Raw genomic sequence first — 18,207 nt, forward strand, 5'->3', positions numbered from 1 at the left:
CCTCCCCACTACACTCACTCTGTTTTTTTTTTTACTCACACGGCGCCCCCCGAGATCTACCCTGCCACCAACACTCTTTCCCTCCCCGACGCTCTTCCGATCTCCGCTGCTCGACCTGGTGGCCGGCGCCGTGGCCGGCTGCCTCGGCGCGCCGGCCGTGCTGGCCGCCGCGCACGAACCCGCCGCGCTGCCGGGCTTCCACATCTACCTGCCGCATCCGGCGTTCGGCAAGCCGGTGGCGAACGTCCATCGCGATCTGCAGTTCCGCGACGTGTTCCCCGGCCGCGAACCCGGCCCCGGCGACCTGATCAGCTTCACGCTGTCGCTGTCGACGCCGCCCGGCAGCGGCCTGAACCAGTGGCCCGATCCCGACGGCGCGCCCGAGTTCTTCGCCTATCGCGACGGCATGCTGATCGTCCACGACGGGCTCGTCACGCATCAGGCCGTGCTCGCCTGCGACGGCAACGCGGCCCGCATCACGCTGCAGGGCCACGGCCTGCGCCGCGCCGACGGCGCGTTCGTCCTCTACTGGTAAGCATCGGCGCACGAGGCGCGGCGGGTTTCTGACGGCCAGCGCGTTAATGAGAGAATCGGGGCTTCATTCGATTCGACGGAGCCTGCATGAAGCGCCTGATGTCCACGCTCGCCGTCACCGCCGCGCTCGCGGCGCTGGCACCCGCCGTTCCCGCCACGGCCGCGACGCCGCCCGGCATCTACGTGATCGCCACCCAGATCGGCGAATTCACCACGCTCGATCCGGCCGAGATCTACGAGCTGGTGCCGTCGGAATACGTGGCGAACGTCTATGAGCGGCTGGTGCGCGTGGACCTGCGCGATCCGTCGAAATTCGACGGCCGCATCGCGCAATCGTGGAGCGTCGGCGCGGACGGCCTGACCTACACGTTCAAGCTCAAGCCCGGCCTGACATTCCATTCCGGCAACCCGGTGACGGCCGACGACGTGGCCTGGTCGCTGCAGCGCACGGTGCTGCTCGGCAAGGGCCCGGCCAGCGTGCTGGCCGATCTCGGCCTGACCAAGGACAACGTGATGCAGAAGGTGCGCGCCGTGGACGCCGCCACCGTCACGCTGCAAACCGATCGCAAGACTTCGCCGAGCTTCGTGCTGAACGTGCTGAGCGCCGGCCCCGGCTCGATCGTCGATCGCAAGCTGCTCGAATCGCATGCGAGCGGCGGCGATTTCGGCAACGCCTGGCTCAAGACCCGCGACGCCGGCTCCGGCCCATATCAGCTCGTGAAGTGGACGGCCAACGAGAGCATCGTGCTGCAACGCTTCGACGGCTATCCGCAGCCGTATCCGATGAAGCGCATCGTGCTGCGTCACGTGCCGGAAGCGTCGGCGCAGCGGCTGCTGCTCGAGAACGGCGACGTGGACGCCGCGCGCAACCTGAGCCCCGACAGCCTCGCGAGCCTCGTCAAGGCGCACAAGATCCAGGTGGCCGCCACGCCGGTGGCCGCGCTGATGTACCTGAGCCTGAACACCAGGAACCCGAACCTCGCCAAGCCCGAGGTGCAGCAGGCGATGAAGTGGCTTGTGGATTACGACGGCATCCAGCGCAACATCATCTCGACCACCTACAAGGTGCACGAAACCTTCCTGCCCGACGGCTTCCTCGGCGTGCTCGACAGCAATCCGTACCATCGCGACGTGGCCAAGGCCAAGGCGCTGCTCGCCAAGGCCGGCCTGCCGAACGGCTTCGACGTGACGATGGACATGCCGAACGATTATCCGTACGTGGAGATCGCGCAGGCGCTGCAGGCGAACTTCGCGCAGGCCGGGATCCGCGTGAAGCTGCTGCCAGGCGACGCCAAGCAGGCGATCGGCAAGTATCGCGCGCGCCAGCACGACATCTTCATCGGCGAGTGGTCGCCCGATTACATGGATCCGAACAGCAACGCGCGCGGCTTCGCCTGGAATCCCGACAATTCGGACAACTCGCCGTCGCGCATGCTGGCCTGGCGCAACGCCTGGGCCATTCCCGACCTGACGAAGCAGACCGACGCGGCGCTCGCCGAGCCGTCGCCCGCGAAGCGCGCGGCGCTCTACCGCAAGCTGCAGCAGGAAGTGCTCGACCGCTCGCCGTTCGTGATCATGTTCGAGAAGGTGGTGCAGGTGGCGACGCGGCCCGGCGTGACCGGGCCGGAAGTCGGGCCGATCAACGATCTGACGTCGTATCGGACGTTGAAGAAGTAAGCGCGGCAGCCGGGGCGGTCAATCGACGAACACGTATTGCCCGCCCTGCTTGCGCGGCCCGATCCAGGCGAAATCGGGAAACAGCCGCCGGCGCACGAACAGCACGTAGCCGAACAGCGCGAACGACAGAAGCCAGCCGAACAGCGTCATGCCCGGATGAGCGGCGTGAACGACATGGACGCCGCTCACGCCTTGCACGCCGTGAGCGCCGCCCTTGAGCCGCTGGAACGCGCTCACCACGGTGAGCATCAGGACCGCGGTGTAGGTGCCCGCCCGGTTGACGAGAAAACCGTACATGAACAGGCCCGACCAGGCCAGCATGAGCACCAGCACGATCAGGCCCGCCACGATCGACGTGTGTCGCCAGACGCCCATCATCGCGAACAACCCGAACACCAACTGCAGGAACATCACCCCGACCAGCACCCAGGCGTGAAACCGGTTGTCCGCCGCCCGTTGCGGATCGACGTGCGACGCGATCATCCAGGCCAGCCGCTTGTCCGCGACGCCGCGGCCCGACAGGCTGTCGAACACCGTCGCCTTCCTGCTGCCGCCATCCAGCATCTGCGCGATCTGCGCCCGCGCTTCCTTTCGATTCATCCTCTCACCCCGCGTTTCTTTTCGTTATCGACCGGCGTGGCCACGCCGTCGGCGCGCATCGTGCGCGCCGCGGAATTTTGACACGCTTAGAGGCCAGTTCAAAAACCCTGCTCAGCTCGCCTGAAGATGTTCCAACAGAGAAGCGAGCAGCCAAGTTTCAGGAATGCTTCGTGAATATAGGCACGTCGCTCGAAGCGTGTGCGTAGGCGACGGAAACTGTGGAGCCAGGAGTGCGTACGTTCGACCACCCAACGATATTGACCGAGACCGCTGCCATGTTCGGTCCGGCGCTTGGCGATCACGGGTTTGATTCGGCGCTCGCGTAACGCGCGCCGATGTCGGTTGGAATCGTAGCCGCGATCGGCATAGACGGCGCCTGGCTTCTGAAGTGGTCGGCCACGAACACCGCGAATGGTTGGAATCGCGTCAACGAGCGGTAGCAACTGCGTGACGTCGTTGGTGTTCGCGCCAGTCAGGATCGCGATTTGTCGAGCAGCAACTCGTGCAGTTGGTCCCATACACCAGCACAGGATGCCGTTGAGAGCCGCACGATCGGACACGCGCGGACGACCAGGATCGCTCTTCGCACGAGGCTTCGCAGGGGGCAGCAATGGTTCGATCAATATCCACAGTTCATCGTCAATGATCGGCGCTTGCATTCTTGGGCTTCCGCTGTTCTGGGACTCAAGGTTAACAGCCCCTCTCTGAGGTTTTTGAACTGGCCTCTTAGGTCGCGCCCGAATGTCTGATGTAATACCCGGGCCCGATTCGACGGAGAGCGTATGACCCTGCGGATACCCCTGCTGCACGCCCCGAAGCTGCCGATGGCGCTCGCCGCCGTCTCCCTCTGCGCCGCGCTGACAGCCCTGCCCGCGCGCGACGCGGCGGCCGCCACGCCGAAGGACATGTTCGTGATGGCCACGCTGCTCGACGAGTTCTCGACGCTCGATCCGGCCGAAGTCTACGAGCTGGTGCCCGAGGAATACATCGCGAACGTCTACGACCGGCTGGTGCGCGTGAACCTGAAGGATCCGTCGAAGTTCGACGGCGACATCGCCCAGGCCTGGAAGGTGGACGCCGACGGCACCACCTACACGTTCACGCTGCGCGACGGCCTCAAGTTCCACTCGGGCAACCCGCTCGCGGCCGAGGACGTGGCCTGGTCGATCCAGCGCGCCGTGCTGCTCGACAAAGGCCCCGCCGCGGTGCTGGCCGGCATCGGCCTGACGCGCGACAACGTCCGGCAGAACGTGCGGGCCGTCGACGCGCACACCGTGACGATCCGCACCGACCGCAAATACGCGCCCACCTTCGTGCTCAACGTGCTCGGCGCGTGGCCCGCCTCGGTGGTGGATCGCGCGCTGCTGCTCTCGAATCAGCAGAACGGCGATTTCGGCAACGGCTGGCTCAAGACCCACGAAGCCGGCTCCGGCGGCTACCGGCTTGTCAAGTGGACGGCCGGCGACAGCCTCGTGCTGCAACGCTTCGACGGCTACCGGCTGCCGCTCGCGATGAAGCGCATCGTGCTGCGCCACGTGCCGGAAGCCGCCACCCAGCGGCTGATGCTCGAAAGCGGCGACATCGACGCCGCGCGCGACCTGAGCTCCGACGATCTGGCCGCCGTCGTGAAAAGCGGCAAGGCGAAGGTGACGGCGTCGCCGCAAGCAACGCTGCTCTATCTCGGCCTGAACACGAAGAACCCCACGCTCGCCAAACCCGAGGTGCAGGAAGCGCTGAAATGGCTGGTGGATTACGACGGCATCCAGCGCAACGTCGTCAAGACCCTCTACAAGGTGCACCAGACCTTCCTACCCGAAGGCTTCCTCGGCACGCTGAGCGACAACCCGTACCACCTCGACGTGGCGAAGGCGAAGGCGCTGCTCGCCAAGGCCGGCGTGCCGAACGGCTTCGCCGTGACGATGGACGTGCGCAACGATTACCCATACACCGACATCGCGCAGGCGATCCAGGCCAACTTCGCGCAGGCCGGCATCAAGCTCACGCTGATCCCGGGCGACAACAAGCAGACGCTCTCGAAATACCGCGCGCGCCAGCACGACATCTACATCGGCGACTGGTCGGCCGACTACATCGATCCGCACAGCAACGCGCAGGGCTTTGCCTGGAATCCCGACAATTCGGACAGCTCGCGCTACAAGATGCTGGCCTGGCGCAACGCCTGGGCCATTCCCGAGCTGACGAAGCAGACCGACGCTGCACTGGCCGAGCCGTCGCCCGCGCAGCGCGCGAAGCAATATCAGGCGATGCAGAAGGCGGTGCTGGCGAATTCGCCGTTCGTGATCCTGTTCGAGAAGGTGGCGCAGGTGGCCACCGCGCCGGGCGTGTCCGGCCTCGCGGTCGGGCCGATCAACGATCTGGTGTCGTACCGGCAACTGAGGAAGTAGGCGGCTGCGCGGCGGCAGGACAACCCGCCGCCGCGCGGCGATGCCTCACTGGCTGGAGAAGGACAGCGGCACCGCCGTGTAGCGCGTGCGCGGCGGCTGGCCGGCCGGCGGGCACGCCGGATCCTGCGCGGACGTGCATACGTAGCGCTGCTGGAACACCAGCCACGGCGCCTGTCCCACGAGCGCGCCCGTCGACGCCCGATCGTCCTGGCTGTTCTGGATCTGACCGACATCCAGCAGCGAGGCATAGTTGTTGGCCGTCCAACCGGTCGCCGGCGAACTGTTGAAGATCGGCACGCCGAAACTGACCGGCTGCGACCAATGCACGAAATCCTTCGACAGCGCATAGGCGATCATCGCGGGCGCATTGGCGGCGCTGCTCGACGGTGCCGCGCCGACCACGATATAGGCCTGGAACGTCGTGCTGTAGCCAACGTAGAACGGGAAGATGCCGCCCAGCCCGTTCGCATCGACGCAATCCGCGCCGTGCGGCGTATCGACCGTATAGGCGCTGCCGTCCCAGCCTTTCCAAGCGGCAGGGTTGGTGATGTCCGGAGTCCGGATCGGGCAGCGCCGATCGCCGCCCGAGGCGAGGTTGTCGACGGTCAGCGCGTAGCCGTAGCCATCCCCGCCCGACACGATATTGGTATTGGTGAAGTAACCGGTCGGCCGGCCGAGGTTCGGCGCATAGGCTGCTTGCGGACGCGCCACGACGTGCTGAGGTGTCGCGCCGATCAGCGAGAAACCGCTGCTGCCGGCCGGCATCCGGGCGATGCTCAGCGAGGCGTAGGTGCAGCCGAGCGCATTGATCGGCGTACCGGCCGGTTGCCCGAGACTGCAGCCGGCGGAGGACGGGATCAGGAAGTTCGCATCGGGATAATGGCCGCCGTAATACTCGTTGTGCACCAACGAGAACACGTCGCCGTTGGCCGCCTTGTAGAAACCGGCCAACCACATATTGCCCTCGAAAGCATTGCTGTCGGGATTCTGCGGACTCGCCAGCACCGGCGTGCAGTTCGCATGAAACGGCTGCACCTCCGCGCCCTGGCCGTTGATCTGCCCCGTCACCAGGTAATTCAGATCGCGGCCGTCGTCGGACAGCACCGGAAACTTCACCAGCACGCCGTTGCCGTCGGACGAAGCGAAACTGATCGGGTAAAGCGCCGTGTCGATCAGGGGCGCGCAACCCGCGCCCGAATCGTAGAACGTGTCGTAGACCACCAGCGGCGCGCCGGTCGCCACCGAGCCCGGATGCACCGCGCCGTTCGGATTGGCCGGGATTCGGAACGAGGCGCCCGCCGACAGTTGCGTGCCGCCCGTCGGCAGGATCCCGTAGGCGAATACCGATGAACCCGCCAGGTACTGGTTCGACGCCAGCGTGACCGCGAAGCGGTAGTTGGCGCCGCTGGTGCCGCATTGCGAGGCGATCGCCGGCTCGCTCGGCTGGTTCGCCGCGAAGCGCCCGACGAAGAAGCCGGAGGCGCCCGCTTGCGGAGAATAAGGCTGGTTCAAGTAGAGATCGAGCTGGATCGGCGCGGGATTGCCGACTTGGCAGATCCACCCCGATAGCACCGGGTTGCCCGAGGCATCCGTGCCGAAGCCGTCGACCCCGCCGATGACTTCCCCCGCGGCCATCGCACTGCCACAGCTCAGGCTGCAGCAGATCGACAGCAGGAATACAGCGATTGCTCTCATGTTATTTCCCTTCGTATGGTGATCGTCGTGACGAACGCCCCCGCGCAGGCCATCGCGGGCCGCAGTCCACGCGAATGATAGGCGAAATGCGAGGGTGCGCATCGCCGCGATGGGCCGCCCGGTTTTTGCCGCCGGTTTTCGCCCCCCCGCGCATCCGGCATACTTCGGGTTCGCGCCGCTCGCCGCGCGAACGATTTCACCGCTCAGGAGATGTTCCGCCCGATGTCGTCCCCCACCACGCTGTTCGACGCGCTGCGCACGCTGCCCGCGCGACGCCCGCTCGCGCGCTGGATGCTGCGCATCGTGCGTTGGGCGCTGACGCTCGCGGTCACCTTCGCGGGGCTGCTCGCGCTGACGTTCGTGATCGGCCGCAAGGTGCCGATCGACCCGGTGCTGGCGGTGCTCGGCGACCGCGCCTCGCCGGCGGCCTACGCGGCCGAACGCGTCGCGCTCGGGCTCGACCAGCCGCTGCTTACGCAATTCCTGATCTACGCGCGCGACGTGCTGCACGGCAACCTCGGCATCTCGCTGCTGACCTCGAACCCGGTGCGCGACGACATCCTGCGCGTGTTCCCGGCCACGCTCGAACTCGCCACGATCGCCACCGCGATCGGCATCGGCATCGGCGTGCCGCTCGGCGTGGCCGCCGCGGTGCGCCACAACCGCCCGATCGATCACGTCGCGCGCTTCGTCGGCCTGATCGGCAGCTCGGTGCCGGTGTTCTGGCTCGGCCTGATGGGCCTGCTGCTGTTCTACGCGAAGCTGCACTGGGTGGGCGGCCCGGGGCGGATCGATCCGGCCTGGGACGGCATGGTGGATGCGCGCACCGGCAGCCTGCTGCTGGATTCGGCGCTGGCCGGCGAATGGGACGTGTTCCGCGACGCGCTCTCGCACATCGTGCTGCCGGCCTCGATCCTCGGCTACTACTCGGTGGCCTACCTGAGCCGCATGACGCGCTCGTTCATGCTCGATCAACTGAGCCAGGAATACATCGTCACCGCGCGCGCCAAGGGCGTGCCCGAGCGGCGCGTGATCTGGCGGCACGCGTTCGGCAACATCGCCGTGCCGCTGCTCACGGTGATCGCGCTGACCTACAGCAACCTGCTCGAAGGCTCGGTGCTGACCGAGATCGTGTTCGCGTGGCCCGGCATCGGTTCGTACCTGACCGGCGCGCTGCTGAACGGCGACATGAACGCCGTGCTCGGCGCCACGCTCGTGATCGGCGCGATGTTCATCACGATCAACCTGCTGACCGACGCGCTCTACCGCGTGTTCGATCCGCGCGCGCGCTGACGCGCCGCCTCGCCGCACCCGACGGATTCACGATGACCCAGCCCCCCGTTTCCCCCGACGCAGCGCCCGGCTCCGGCTGGCGCGCGTGGCTGCTCAGCGACGCGCCGGCCTCGCGCTCGCAGGCCTCGCTCGGCCTCGCCTACCGCCGCTGGCGCCGCTTCGCGCGCAATCCGCTGAACCTGCTCGGCCTGGCGATCCTCGGCGCGCTGGTGCTGCTCGCGATCGCCGCGCCGCTCGTCATGCCGCACGACCCGCTGCGCCAGGTGCTGAACGATCGCCTGCTGCCGCCCGGCTCGCCCTCGCACTGGCTCGGCACCGACCAGCTCGGCCGCGACATCCTCTCGCGTCTGATCGCCGGCTCGCGCATCACGCTCGGCATCGCGATCCTGGTGGTGGCGATCGTGGTGCCGATCGGCGTGCTGATCGGCACCACGGCGGGCTTCGTCGGCGGCTTCGTCGACAGCGTGCTGATGCGCATCACCGACATCGCGCTGGCGTTCCCGAAGATCGTGCTGGCGCTGGCGTTCGCCGCCGCGCTCGGGCCGGGCGTGGTCAACGCGGTGGTGGCGATCTCGATCACCGCGTGGCCCGCCTACGCGCGGCTCGCGCGCGCCGAGACGATCCGTATCGCGCAGGCCGATTTCATCCACGCCGCGCGCCTGCAGGGCGCCTCGGGCACGCGCATCCTGCGCCGCTACATCGTGCCGATGTGCCTGTCGTCGGTGATCGTGCGCGCCACGCTCGACATGGCCGGCATCATCCTGACAGTGGCCGGGCTCGGCTTCCTCGGCCTCGGCGCGCAGCCGCCCAGCCCGGAATGGGGCTTCATGGTGGCCTCGGGCCGCAACGTGCTGCTCGACGCCTGGTGGGTGGCCACGCTGCCCGGCGGCGCGATCCTGCTCGTCAGCCTCGCGTTCAACCTGCTCGGCGACGGGCTGCGCGACGTGCTCGACCCGCGCCACGGAGCCTGACGATGACGCACGCTTTCTCCCCATCGGCCGCGCCGCTCGTCGAGATCGACGGGCTGCGGATCGGCTTTCGCGGCCACGACGGCCGGCTCGCCGACGCCGTGCGCGACCTGTCGCTCACGCTCGCGCCGGGCGAACGGCTCGGCATCGTCGGCGAATCCGGCTCCGGCAAATCGCTGACCGGGCGCGCGCTGCTCGGCCTGCTGCCCGAGGCCGCGCAGTGGTCGGCGCGCACGCTGCGCTTCGCCGGCCGCGACCTGCAGGCGATGCGCCCGGCCGAGCGGCGCCGGCTGTGCGGCGCCGAGATCGCGATGATTCTGCAGGATCCGAAATATTCGCTGAACCCGGTGATGACGGTGGCGCAGCAGATGGCCGAGGCGTTCCGGCTGCGCGAGCCGGGCCTGCGCGGGCGGGCGCTGCGCGAGCGCATCGTCGAGGCGCTGGCGGCCGTGGAGATCCGCGATCCGCAGCGCGTGGCCGACGCCTGGCCGCATGAACTGTCCGGCGGCATGGGCCAGCGCGTGATGATTGCAATGATGGTGTCCACCGGCCCGCGCCTGCTGATCGCCGACGAGCCCACCTCGGCACTCGACACCGCCGTCTCGATGCAGGTGCTCGCCGTGCTCGACGCGATGGTGGCGCGCCACGGCTCGAGCCTGATGTTCATCAGCCACGACCTGCCGCTGGTAATGTCGTTCTGCGACCGCGTGGCCGTGATGGTGGGCGGCCGCGTGGTGGAAACCTGCGCCGCGCGCGATCTCGCGCACGCGCAGCATCCGTACACGCGCGGCCTGCTCGGCGCGACGCCGCCGCTGCAAGCGCCGCCCGATCAACTGCCGGTGCTCGCGCGCGACCCGGCCTGGTTCGAGGAGACCGGACGATGAACGCCGCCGACACCGCGCGCCCGATGATCGACGTGCGTCACGCCGCGGTGCGCTTCGCCACGCGCACCGGCCATGTGGACGCCGTGCGCGACGTCAGCTTCGCCGTGCCGCGCGGCGGTGCGTTCGGGCTGGTGGGCGAATCCGGTTCGGGCAAATCCACGCTGCTGCGCGCGCTGACGGGCCTCGCGCCGCTGGCCGGCGGCACGCTCGCGATCGACGGCCGCCCGGTGAGCGGCAAGCTCGACCGCGCGTTCCGGCGCGACGTGCAGATGGTGTTTCAGGATCCCTACGCATCGCTGCACCCGCGCTTCACCGTGGACGAAACGCTGCGCGAGCCGCTCGCGATCCACGGCATCGCCGGCGCCGACACCCGCATTCCGCGCGCGCTGGCCGAGGTCGGGCTCGGGGCCGCGTTCCGCTTCCGCTATCCGCATCAGCTCTCGGGCGGCCAGCGCCAGCGCGTGGCGATCGCGCGCGCGCTGATCGTCGAGCCGCGCGTGCTGCTGCTCGACGAGCCGACCTCCGCGCTCGACGTATCCGTGCAGGCCGAAATCCTGAACCTGCTGCGCCGGCTGCATCGCGAGCGCGGGCTGACGATGCTGCTGGTCAGCCACAATCTCGCCGTGATCGGCTTTCTGTGCGAGCGGCTGGCCGTCATGCAGCACGGCGCGGTGGTCGAGCAACTGGAGATCGCGGCGCTGCGCGAGGCGCGCGTGACGAGCGACTACACACGCACGCTGCTGCGCGCGATCGACGGTTATCGGCGCGCCGAGGCCTGACGGGAGCGTTGCGGCGATGGTCGTGCACGCGCCCGCCAGAATTCGCGGGCGAGCATGCGACTGTCGTACCATCGCACGGCAGGCCCGGCGGATCGCTTGACCGGCAAGCCCGCCCGGGGCTGCACTTTCGTTCAACTGAATGAGGAGCGCCCGTGATTCATCTCATCGAAACGCTCGTGGTCGGCCTGGTGGTCGGCTTGCTCGCCCGCGCACTGAAACCCGGCAACGACAAGATGGGCATCGTCATGACCATCGTGCTCGGCATCGCCGGTTCGGTCGTCGCAGGCTATGTGGGCCGCGCGGCCGGCTGGTATCAGCCCGGCCAGGGCGCCGGCTGGATCGCCTCGATCATCGGCGCGATCGTGCTGCTGGTGGTGGTCGGCGCGGTGCGCAAGCGCGCCGCCTGAGGCTGGCCCGGGGCGCTGCCGGCCGGCGGCGCCCGGTTTCGCCGGACACGCGCCGTTCCGCGCGCTTGTCCGTTCTTCCTTCCGCGCGCCGCCGGCTCAATCCGGCAAGTTTGGCGCCGCACCCATCAAACCCGGCCCGGCCGCTGGCGACATCGCGTTCGTCGATGCGTGCGACCGCCCCGCTCGCCGCGACCGATGCGCCGATCCCGCTGCCGGCCCAATCGGGGCGCGGCGAGGCCGCGACGATCGCCGTGGATGACCGGCGGACGGCCGCGCCGCCGGGCTGCCGCACCGCGTTACGCAAACACCGACGTCACCACCCGCGCGACCGACGCAATCGCCGCGTTGTCGTACGCCGCGTCCTTGGCCGGGCGCGTGGTGTAGACGGCCAACACGACCGGCGCGCGGTTAGGCGGATACAGCACGGCCACGTCGTTCGCGCTGCCGTAATCGCCGCTGCCCGTCTTGTCGGCCACGCGCCAGCCGGCCGGCGCGCCGGCGCGGATCCGCGTGTCGCCGGTGGTGTTGCCGAGCATCCACGTCACCAGTTGCGCGCGGCCCGCCGGATCGAGCGTGTCGCCGAGCGTGATGCGACGCAGCGTTTCGGCCATCGCGCCGGGCGTGGTGGTGTCGCGCTCGTCGCCGGGCACGGCGTCGTTCAGCGCGGTTTCGATGCGGTCGAGCCGGAACGCGGGGTCGCCGGTGGCGCGCGCGTAGGCAGTGACGGCCGCCGGGCCGCCGAGCAGGCGGATCAGCAGGTTCGCCGCCGAATTGTCGCTGTATTGCAGCGCGGCGGCGCACAAGGCGGCCACGGTCATGCCGGTGGCCACATGCTTGCTCGACACCGGCGAGTAGTTGACGAGATCGTGCGGCGTGTAGCGGATCACGCTCGACATCAGCCGCGCGTCGCCGCTCGCGCGCGCCAGCACGGCCGCCACGAGGATCGTCTTGAACGTGCTGCAGAACGCGAAGCGCTCGTCGGCGCGGTACATGATGCGGGCCTTGCTGCCGGTGTCGATGGCGGCGACGCCGAGCCGGCCGCCGAACGAGGCTTCGATCGCCGCGAGCTGGCGCTCGGCGTCGGCGACCTTGGCGTTGCCCTCGCGCGATGTGGCGCAGGCGGCCAGAACGGGCGCGGACACGGCGGCGAGCAACAGCGAGCGGCGAAGCGGGGAATGGGTCATGGCTGGAAAGCGATGTCGTGGGAAGAGGGATCGGTGCGGATGCGCCGAAGCCGATTCTGACAGACGCGGCGGGCGAATGGTTCGCGTTGCGTGCAGCGAACCGGCTGGGCGGCCGGCCAGGCCCGCGCGCTCACCCCTGCCGCACCGGCAGATACCCGGCCGGATCGACCGGCTTGCCGTCGCGGCGCACCTCGAACATCACCGCACCGGCACCGCCGAGGCTCCCGCCGCCCGCTTCGGCGATCGGCTCGCCCTGGCGGACGATGTCGCCGGTCTTCACCAGCAGCCGGCTGCTGCGCGCGTAGGCGGTCAGGAAATCGGCGTTGTGCTGGACGATCACGAGTGAGCCGTAATCGTTGAGGCCGGTGCCGGCGTACATCACGCGGCCGTCGGCGGCGGCACGCACCGCGCCGCCCGCGCCCGCGGCAATCCGAATGCCGCGGTTGCGGCCGGGCTGGAAACGCTCCACCACCGGGCCATCGGCGGGCCAGGCCAGCGCGACGCGCTGGGCATGGCGGCGCGTCGCGCGCACGATCCGCGCGGCCTCGGCGGCCGGGATCTGCACGGCGGACCGGGCGTCCGCCAGCGTGTCGCTCGGCGGCATGGGCTGCGGGCCGCTCGCGCAGCCGGCGGCGGCGCACACGGCGGCCAATGCAAGGCAGCGGGCGACGCCGCGGGACAGCGAGAAAAACGGGGCAGGCATGCGCGATTCGGGTCGACTGATCGGGCCGCAAGGATCTCAAAATCGGCGCGCGGCACCTGTAACCGGATGCAAACAAATCTGACAAAGTGCAGCGATGGATGGCGGCATGCGGATTCGCGCATACTGCCATGCCAGAGGCCGAATGCGCCCGCCCCCGATACCCGATACCCGATACCGCCCCCGGAGCCCCGCCATGGATCAGCCCACCTTCCTCGCCGAACTCGCCCGCGACGGCTTCCCCGCGCCGATGCCCGTCAAGCGCCTGGCCGGCACGCTCGACGAGCACACGCATCCGTTCGAGGCCCGCGCGCTGATCGTGGCCGGCGAAATCACGCTGCGCGTGGCGGGCGTGGACACCTGCTACCGCCCCGGCGACGTGTTCCATCTGCCGCCGAACACGCCGCACGCCGAAACCTACGGCCCGGACGGCGTCGAATACCTGGCCGGCCGCAAGTAGCCCGCAAACCGGCCGACGCGCGCGAGCCGCGTGCAAACCGCGCGCTCAGCCGAACCGGTCGAGCAGCGCGGCCCACGCGGTGGCCGCGCCGATGCACAGCATCACGAGATGCAGCGCGAGCTTGAACGAGACGAACCAATCGGGACTGCCATCCATTTCCGTCACCTTGCCGTTGATCGCGCGACGCACACCGGCGTCGTGGTGCGTTTCATGATGCGCGCGCGCCTTGGCGTCCGCCATGCGGATCTCGCTCAGGAAGCCTCAGGCACGGCCTGAGACCGCCGCGCCGCGATCCCTGTTAGCGTATCGCCTGCCACCGGAGCCCTTTCCCCTATGCGATTCGATCTCACCGACCTGCGGCTGTTCCTGAACGTGTGCCAGGCCGGCAGCATCACCGGCGGCGCGGAACGCACGCACATCGCGCTGCAATCGGCCAGCGAACGGATTCGCGGCATGGAGGACACGCTCGGCGTGCCGCTGCTGCATCGCACCAAGGGCGGCGCGCAGCCGACCGACGCGGGCCGCTCGCTCGAACATCACGCGCGCGTGGTGCTGCAGCAGATCGAGCAGATGCACGGCGAGCTGCAACAGTTCGGCGAGGGGCTGCGCGCCCGCATCCGGCTGCTGTGCAACACCGCCTCGCTCAGCGAATACCTGCCCGACGCGCTGGCCGCCTACCTGCCGGCGCGGCCGCAGATCTCGATCAGCGTCGAGGAACGCTCGAGCGAGGACATCGTGCACGCGATCCGCAGCCGCACGGCCGATGTCGGCATCGTCGCCGATTCGGTCGGGCTGGACGGCCTCGAACAGCGGCCGTTCCGCGAGGATTGGCTGCTGGTGGTGGCCGCCGCGTCCGATCCGCTCGCGCGGCGCGAGACGGTGGCGTTCGAGCAGATCGTCGGCGCGGAATTCGTCGGCCTGACCGACGGCAGCGCGCTGCACGCCCATCTGGCCGACCAGGCGCGCGCGATCGGCAAGCGCATCACGTACCGCGCGCAGTTGCGCAGCTTCGACGCGATCTGCCGCGTGATCGAGAGCGGCGTGGGGATCGGCATCGTGTCGCGGCACGCGGCGCAGCGCGCGATGCGCACCATGCGGCTGGCCACCGTCGAGCTGACCGACGACTGGGCCTACCGGCGGCTCGTGCTGTGCGCGCGCGATTTCGACGCGCTGCCGAGCTACACGCGCGAATTCGCCGAGTTCCTGAGCGCGGGCGCGGTGGCCTGAAGCCGCCGCGAGCGGGGCCGGCCGCCTCCGTGTGCCAGCGTTTTCGCGAAGCACTGTGCATCGACACCGGCCGGCGGCCCCCCGAGAATGATCGCTCTCCCGCTACCCGTGTTTCCCGTCGATCATGAACACCTATCCGGCATTTCGCGCGGCCGCCTGCCACGTCGCGCCCTACTACTTCGATACGCCCCGCACCGTCGACAAGGCCTGCGCGCTGATCGCCGAGGCCGCCGCCAACGGCGCGGCGCTGGTGGCGTTTCCCGAGGCGTTCGTCTCGTCGTTCCCGGTATGGTCGGGCGTGTTCGCGCCGGTCGACGTGCATCCGTTCTTCGAGCGCCTGGCCGCCGGCGCGATCCGCGTGCCCGGCCCCGAGGTGCGGCAGTTGCAGGACGCGGCGCGCCGTCACGGCGTGATCGTGTCGATCGGCATCAACGAAGGCACCCACGTGAGCCCGGCCTGCATCTGGGACACCAACCTGCTGATCGGCGCGGACGGCAGCCTGCTGAACCGCCACCGCAAGCTGGTGCCGACCTATTGGGAAAAGCTGACCTGGGCCAACGGCGACGGCAGCGGGCTGCGCGTGGTGGATACGCCGCTCGGCCGGATCGGCGCGCTGGTGTGCGGCGAGAACACCAATTCGCTGGCGCGTTTCGCGCTGCTGGCGCAGGGCGAGAACGTGCATGTGTCCTCGTTCTCGCCGCGCTGGCCCACCCATCCTCCCGGCGAGGGCGGCTACGACCTGGAGGCGGCGATCCGGCTGCGCGCGGGCGCGCACGCGTTCGAGGGCAAGCTGTTCAACATCGTGGCGTCGGGCTTCCTGCCGCCCGAGGCGATCGACCTGATCGCGCGCGACGACGCCCGCGCGCGCCGCCTGCTCGAGGAATCGCCGAAAAGCGTGTCGATGATCTTCGGGCCGAACGGCACGGTGATCAGCGACGTGCTGCGCGACGAGGAAGGCATCGTCTACGCCGACATCGATCTGGCGAAATGCGTGGTGCCGAAGCAGTTCCAGGACGTGGTCGGCTACTACAATCGCTTCGACGTGTTCGACCTGCGCGTCGACCGCCGCCCGCTGCGCCCCGCCACGTTCCTCGACGGCGCGCAGCCCGGCGACGACCCCGGCGCCGACGCGCTCTACGCGCCGTTCATGCCCGACGACTCCTGTTCCGCCGACACCCTTCGATGATCGATCTCTACAGCGATACGCAAACCCGCCCCACCGCCGCGATGCGCGCGGCGATGGCCGCCGCCCCGGTGGGCGACGAGCAATCGGGCGACGACCCGAGCACCAACGCGCTCTGCGCGCGCGTGGCCGCGCTGCTCGGCTACGAGGACGCCGTGTTCATGCCGTCCGGCACGATGTGCAACCTGGTGGCCACGCTGGTTCACACACGGCCCGGCGACGAGCTGATCGCCGACGCCGGCGCGCACCTCTGCGCGACCGAGGCCGCCGGCGCGTCGGCCATCGCGGGCGTGGCGATCGCGCCGCTCGCCACGCGCGACGGCATCTTCAGCGCCGAGCAGTGCCGCGCCGCGATCCGCGCGCCGTCGCGCACCGCGCCGCGCTCGGCGATGGTGTCGGTCGAGCAGACCACCAATTTCAGCGGCGGCGCGGTGTGGCCGCTCGACACGCTGCGCGCGGTGCGCGACGTGGCGCACGAGGCCGGATTGATCGCCCACATGGACGGCGCGCGGCTGCTCAACGCGGCCGTGGCCAGCGGCGTGGCGGCGTCTGTCCACACGGCGGGCTGGGACAGCGCCTGGATCGATTTCAGCAAGGGGCTCGGCTGCCCGGTGGGCGCGGTGCTGTGCGGCAGCGGCGAATTCGTGCGGCAGGCCTGGGTCTGGAAGTACCGGCTCGGCGGCGCGATGCGCCAGTCGGGCGTGCTTGCGGCGGCGGCGCTGCATGCGCTCGATCACCATGTCGACCGCCTCGCCGACGATCACGCCAACGCCGCGCGCATCGCCGCCCGGCTGGCCGGCCAGGCCGGCTTCCGGCTCGACGCCGCCCCGCCGCCCACCAACATCCTGCTGTTCGATCTCGACGGCCTGCGGCTCGACGCGCACGCGTTCGCCGCCGAGGCGCTCGCGCGCGGCGTGCGGATTCGCGCGCTCGATGCGCGGCGGATCCGCCTCACCACGCATCTCGACGTGTCGCAGGCCGATTGCGAGCGCGCCGCCGAGGTGCTCGTCGAGCTGGCCGGGGCGTCGCTGTCGTGAACGCCGCCCTGTGTCTCGTCGACGTGTTCACGCAGCAGGCGCTGCGCGGCAACCCGGTGGCCGTGGTGATCGCCGACGCCACGCCGTCCGATGCGGCCATGCTCGCGCTGGCCGCGTGGACAGGCATGCCCGAGACGGTGTTCGCCACGCCCGGCGACGCCGAAGCGGATTACCGCGTGCGGATCTGGTCGCCGCGCCGCGAGCTGCCGTTCGCCGGGCATCCGTCGATCGGCACGGCCCATGCGTTGCTGGCCACGGGGCGCGTTGCGCCGCGCGCGGCGCTGCCGGGGCGGCTCGTGCAGGCCAGCCCGTTCGGGCCGGTGACGATGCGCGTGGACGAAGGCGCGCACGGGCGGATCTGGTTTCGGACGCCGCGGGCGGAGGTGGCGATGCTCGATGCGCCGGCCGCGCGTGAAGTGAGCGCGGCGCTCGGCATCGCGCCGGAGCAAGCCGTCTCGGTTGCCTGCGTCGAAGCGGGCGCGCGCTGGCTCGTCGTGCACGGCGAACGGCCTGACTTGCTCGACCGGCTCGCCCCCGATCTGCCCGCGATCGAGGCCTTGAGCGCGCGGCATCGCGTATCGGGCGTCACGGTCGTGACGCCCGCCAGGCCAGCTCGGCACGATATTGCCGTGCGCTCGTTCGGGCCGGCGATCGGCGTGGACGAGGATGCGGCCTGCGGCGGCGGCAACGCCTGCGCGGCGGCACTGATCGCCGCGCTGCGCGGCTGGCGCGAGAACGGCGCGAATGCGGTGGCGACGCAGGGCGCGTACGTCGGCCGCGATGCGACGCTTCATTGGCGCGGCCCCGATCAAGAACGGCGGCTGGAGATCGGCGGCCACGCGATGCTGGTGTCGCAAGGCACATTGCAGCTTTGAGCCGACGCTGTACTGGTGCCCCTGGACACGCTGCAGCTTTGAGGCCCGGCGGTACCGGTATTCAAGGTACGCCGAGACGTCGAGCCCCCTCGGCGCCAGTGTCGCGAGGCACGCTGCTGCTTTGAGCCGACGCGGTGCCGGTGCCGCACGACAACGCGGTGGCTTCGCGCCGCGATGCAAGCTCACCCCGCCTCGCCGATCATCGCCGCCAGCCGCGCCAGCGCCGCGCGGCGCGCATCGTCGAGCGGGTAGCCGCAGTTCAGGCGGATCCGGTCGTCGAAGCCGCGCTCCGGCGCGAA

The 18,207-nt window shown here is 69.7% G+C and carries 17 protein-coding genes and 2 pseudogenes; 13 read left to right on the forward strand and 6 right to left on the reverse strand.

What is annotated here, in order from left to right; all coding sequences use genetic code 11:
- Positions 1-130: 130 nt before the first annotated feature.
- Together G3N92_RS18675 and G3N92_RS18680 are read left to right on the forward strand one after the other, a co-directional pair.
- Positions 131-535: a hypothetical protein gene (locus G3N92_RS18675; RefSeq protein WP_241014879.1), complete on the forward strand. Its 405-nt coding sequence runs from the start codon at positions 131-133 to the stop codon at positions 533-535.
- 86 nt (positions 536-621) lie between these two features.
- Positions 622-2,211, forward strand: coding sequence for an ABC transporter substrate-binding protein (locus G3N92_RS18680; RefSeq protein ID WP_206129014.1), 1,590 nt, complete (start codon positions 622-624; stop codon positions 2,209-2,211).
- An 18-nt stretch (positions 2,212-2,229) separates the two neighbouring features.
- Here the strand turns inward: G3N92_RS18680 and G3N92_RS18685 are convergent, their stop codons facing one another.
- Entirely contained in the window at positions 2,230-2,811 is a 582-nt protein-coding gene (locus tag G3N92_RS18685; protein ID WP_206129015.1) for a hypothetical protein, read from the reverse strand.
- 98 nt (positions 2,812-2,909) lie between these two features.
- A pseudogene (locus G3N92_RS18690) lies at positions 2,910-3,470 on the reverse strand (IS5 family transposase).
- A 123-nt stretch (positions 3,471-3,593) separates the two neighbouring features.
- Between G3N92_RS18690 and G3N92_RS18695 the strand changes: the two are divergent.
- Complete coding sequence (locus G3N92_RS18695) at positions 3,594-5,216, forward strand: ABC transporter substrate-binding protein (protein ID WP_206129017.1); 1,623 nt, start codon at positions 3,594-3,596, stop codon at positions 5,214-5,216.
- A 45-nt stretch (positions 5,217-5,261) separates the two neighbouring features.
- Here G3N92_RS18695 and G3N92_RS18700 read toward each other — a convergent pair whose 3' ends face one another.
- The gene (locus G3N92_RS18700) at positions 5,262-6,911 is read right to left on the reverse strand and encodes a hypothetical protein (RefSeq protein WP_206129018.1); all 1,650 of its coding nucleotides are present in this window, start codon (positions 6,909-6,911) and stop codon (positions 5,262-5,264) included.
- Between the two features lie 222 nt (positions 6,912-7,133).
- Between G3N92_RS18700 and G3N92_RS18705 the strand changes: the two genes are divergently transcribed.
- The 5 genes from G3N92_RS18705 to G3N92_RS18725 all read left to right on the forward strand — a co-directional run bounded on the left by G3N92_RS18705 (position 7,134) and on the right by G3N92_RS18725 (position 11,242).
- The gene (locus G3N92_RS18705; RefSeq protein ID WP_206129019.1) at positions 7,134-8,204 is read left to right on the forward strand and encodes an ABC transporter permease; all 1,071 of its coding nucleotides are present in this window, start codon (positions 7,134-7,136) and stop codon (positions 8,202-8,204) included.
- A gap of 32 nt (positions 8,205-8,236) precedes the next feature.
- Complete coding sequence (gene nikC / locus G3N92_RS18710; protein WP_206129020.1) at positions 8,237-9,175, forward strand: nickel transporter permease; 939 nt, start codon at positions 8,237-8,239, stop codon at positions 9,173-9,175.
- Positions 9,176-9,177: 2 nt separating this feature from the next.
- Positions 9,178-10,056 carry an ABC transporter ATP-binding protein gene (locus G3N92_RS18715; RefSeq protein ID WP_206129021.1) on the forward strand — a complete coding sequence of 293 codons (879 nt, stop codon included), beginning with the start codon at positions 9,178-9,180 and terminating at the stop codon, positions 10,054-10,056.
- On the forward strand, positions 10,053-10,835 hold the full coding sequence (locus G3N92_RS18720; protein WP_241014880.1) for an ABC transporter ATP-binding protein: 783 nt from the start codon (positions 10,053-10,055) through the stop codon (positions 10,833-10,835). Before G3N92_RS18715 ends, G3N92_RS18720 begins: the two co-directional genes overlap by 4 nt.
- Positions 10,836-10,987: 152 nt before the next feature.
- Complete coding sequence (locus G3N92_RS18725) at positions 10,988-11,242, forward strand: GlsB/YeaQ/YmgE family stress response membrane protein (protein WP_206129022.1); 255 nt, start codon at positions 10,988-10,990, stop codon at positions 11,240-11,242.
- 296 nt (positions 11,243-11,538) lie between these two features.
- Here G3N92_RS18725 and bla read toward each other — a convergent pair whose 3' ends face one another.
- Both bla and G3N92_RS18735 read right to left on the reverse strand, forming a co-directional pair.
- The gene (bla, locus tag G3N92_RS18730; protein ID WP_206129023.1) at positions 11,539-12,426 is read right to left on the reverse strand and encodes a class A beta-lactamase; all 888 of its coding nucleotides are present in this window, start codon (positions 12,424-12,426) and stop codon (positions 11,539-11,541) included.
- A gap of 130 nt (positions 12,427-12,556) precedes the next feature.
- Positions 12,557-12,964 (reverse strand): annotated as a pseudogene (locus G3N92_RS18735) (peptidoglycan DD-metalloendopeptidase family protein); the annotation flags it as partial.
- Between the two features lie 358 nt (positions 12,965-13,322).
- On the opposite strand from G3N92_RS18735, the gene G3N92_RS18740 reads away from it, so the two are divergent.
- The gene (locus tag G3N92_RS18740) at positions 13,323-13,586 is read left to right on the forward strand and encodes a cupin domain-containing protein (protein WP_206129025.1); all 264 of its coding nucleotides are present in this window, start codon (positions 13,323-13,325) and stop codon (positions 13,584-13,586) included.
- Positions 13,587-13,631: 45 nt separating this feature from the next.
- On the opposite strand, the gene G3N92_RS18745 is transcribed toward G3N92_RS18740, so the two are convergent.
- The gene (locus tag G3N92_RS18745) at positions 13,632-13,826 is read right to left on the reverse strand and encodes a hypothetical protein (RefSeq protein ID WP_206129031.1); all 195 of its coding nucleotides are present in this window, start codon (positions 13,824-13,826) and stop codon (positions 13,632-13,634) included.
- Between the two features lie 93 nt (positions 13,827-13,919).
- On the opposite strand from G3N92_RS18745, the gene G3N92_RS18750 reads away from it, so the two are divergent.
- The 4 genes from G3N92_RS18750 (at position 13,920) to G3N92_RS18765 (ending at position 17,908) form a co-directional block, all read left to right on the forward strand.
- Complete coding sequence (locus G3N92_RS18750; protein WP_206129026.1) at positions 13,920-14,813, forward strand: LysR substrate-binding domain-containing protein; 894 nt, start codon at positions 13,920-13,922, stop codon at positions 14,811-14,813.
- Between the two features lie 124 nt (positions 14,814-14,937).
- Positions 14,938-15,999, forward strand: coding sequence for a carbon-nitrogen hydrolase family protein (locus tag G3N92_RS18755; protein WP_206129027.1), 1,062 nt, complete (start codon positions 14,938-14,940; stop codon positions 15,997-15,999).
- Positions 15,996-17,033: a threonine aldolase family protein gene (locus G3N92_RS18760; RefSeq protein WP_206129028.1), complete on the forward strand. Its 1,038-nt coding sequence runs from the start codon at positions 15,996-15,998 to the stop codon at positions 17,031-17,033. The genes G3N92_RS18755 and G3N92_RS18760 overlap by 4 nt, the downstream gene beginning before the upstream one ends.
- Positions 17,030-17,908 carry a PhzF family phenazine biosynthesis protein gene (locus G3N92_RS18765; protein WP_206129029.1) on the forward strand — a complete coding sequence of 293 codons (879 nt, stop codon included), beginning with the start codon at positions 17,030-17,032 and terminating at the stop codon, positions 17,906-17,908. Before G3N92_RS18760 ends, G3N92_RS18765 begins: the two co-directional genes overlap by 4 nt.
- Positions 17,909-18,207 lie beyond the last annotated feature (299 nt).

Source organism: Burkholderia sp. Ac-20379 (genome assembly GCF_017104645.1).
Lineage (GTDB): Bacteria > Pseudomonadota > Gammaproteobacteria > Burkholderiales > Burkholderiaceae > Burkholderia.

Bases quoted from the DNA above. Each gene is read 5' to 3' on its own strand.
- G3N92_RS18680 (WP_206129014.1), top strand. From the start codon at position 622: ATGAAGCGCCTGATGTCCACGCTCGCCGTCACCGCCGCGCTCGCGGCG.
- G3N92_RS18685 (WP_206129015.1), bottom strand. From the start codon at position 2,811: ATGAATCGAAAGGAAGCGCGGGCGCAGATCGCGCAGATGCTGGATGGC.
- G3N92_RS18695 (WP_206129017.1), top strand. From the start codon at position 3,594: ATGACCCTGCGGATACCCCTGCTGCACGCCCCGAAGCTGCCGATGGCG.
- G3N92_RS18700 (WP_206129018.1), bottom strand. From the start codon at position 6,911: ATGAGAGCAATCGCTGTATTCCTGCTGTCGATCTGCTGCAGCCTGAGC.
- G3N92_RS18705 (WP_206129019.1), top strand. From the start codon at position 7,134: ATGTCGTCCCCCACCACGCTGTTCGACGCGCTGCGCACGCTGCCCGCG.
- nikC (WP_206129020.1), top strand. From the start codon at position 8,237: ATGACCCAGCCCCCCGTTTCCCCCGACGCAGCGCCCGGCTCCGGCTGG.
- G3N92_RS18715 (WP_206129021.1), top strand. From the start codon at position 9,178: ATGACGCACGCTTTCTCCCCATCGGCCGCGCCGCTCGTCGAGATCGAC.
- G3N92_RS18720 (WP_241014880.1), top strand. From the start codon at position 10,053: ATGAACGCCGCCGACACCGCGCGCCCGATGATCGACGTGCGTCACGCC.
- bla (WP_206129023.1), bottom strand. From the start codon at position 12,426: ATGACCCATTCCCCGCTTCGCCGCTCGCTGTTGCTCGCCGCCGTGTCC.
- G3N92_RS18740 (WP_206129025.1), top strand. From the start codon at position 13,323: ATGGATCAGCCCACCTTCCTCGCCGAACTCGCCCGCGACGGCTTCCCC.
- G3N92_RS18745 (WP_206129031.1), bottom strand. From the start codon at position 13,826: ATGGCGGACGCCAAGGCGCGCGCGCATCATGAAACGCACCACGACGCC.
- G3N92_RS18750 (WP_206129026.1), top strand. From the start codon at position 13,920: ATGCGATTCGATCTCACCGACCTGCGGCTGTTCCTGAACGTGTGCCAG.
- G3N92_RS18755 (WP_206129027.1), top strand. From the start codon at position 14,938: ATGAACACCTATCCGGCATTTCGCGCGGCCGCCTGCCACGTCGCGCCC.
- G3N92_RS18760 (WP_206129028.1), top strand. From the start codon at position 15,996: ATGATCGATCTCTACAGCGATACGCAAACCCGCCCCACCGCCGCGATG.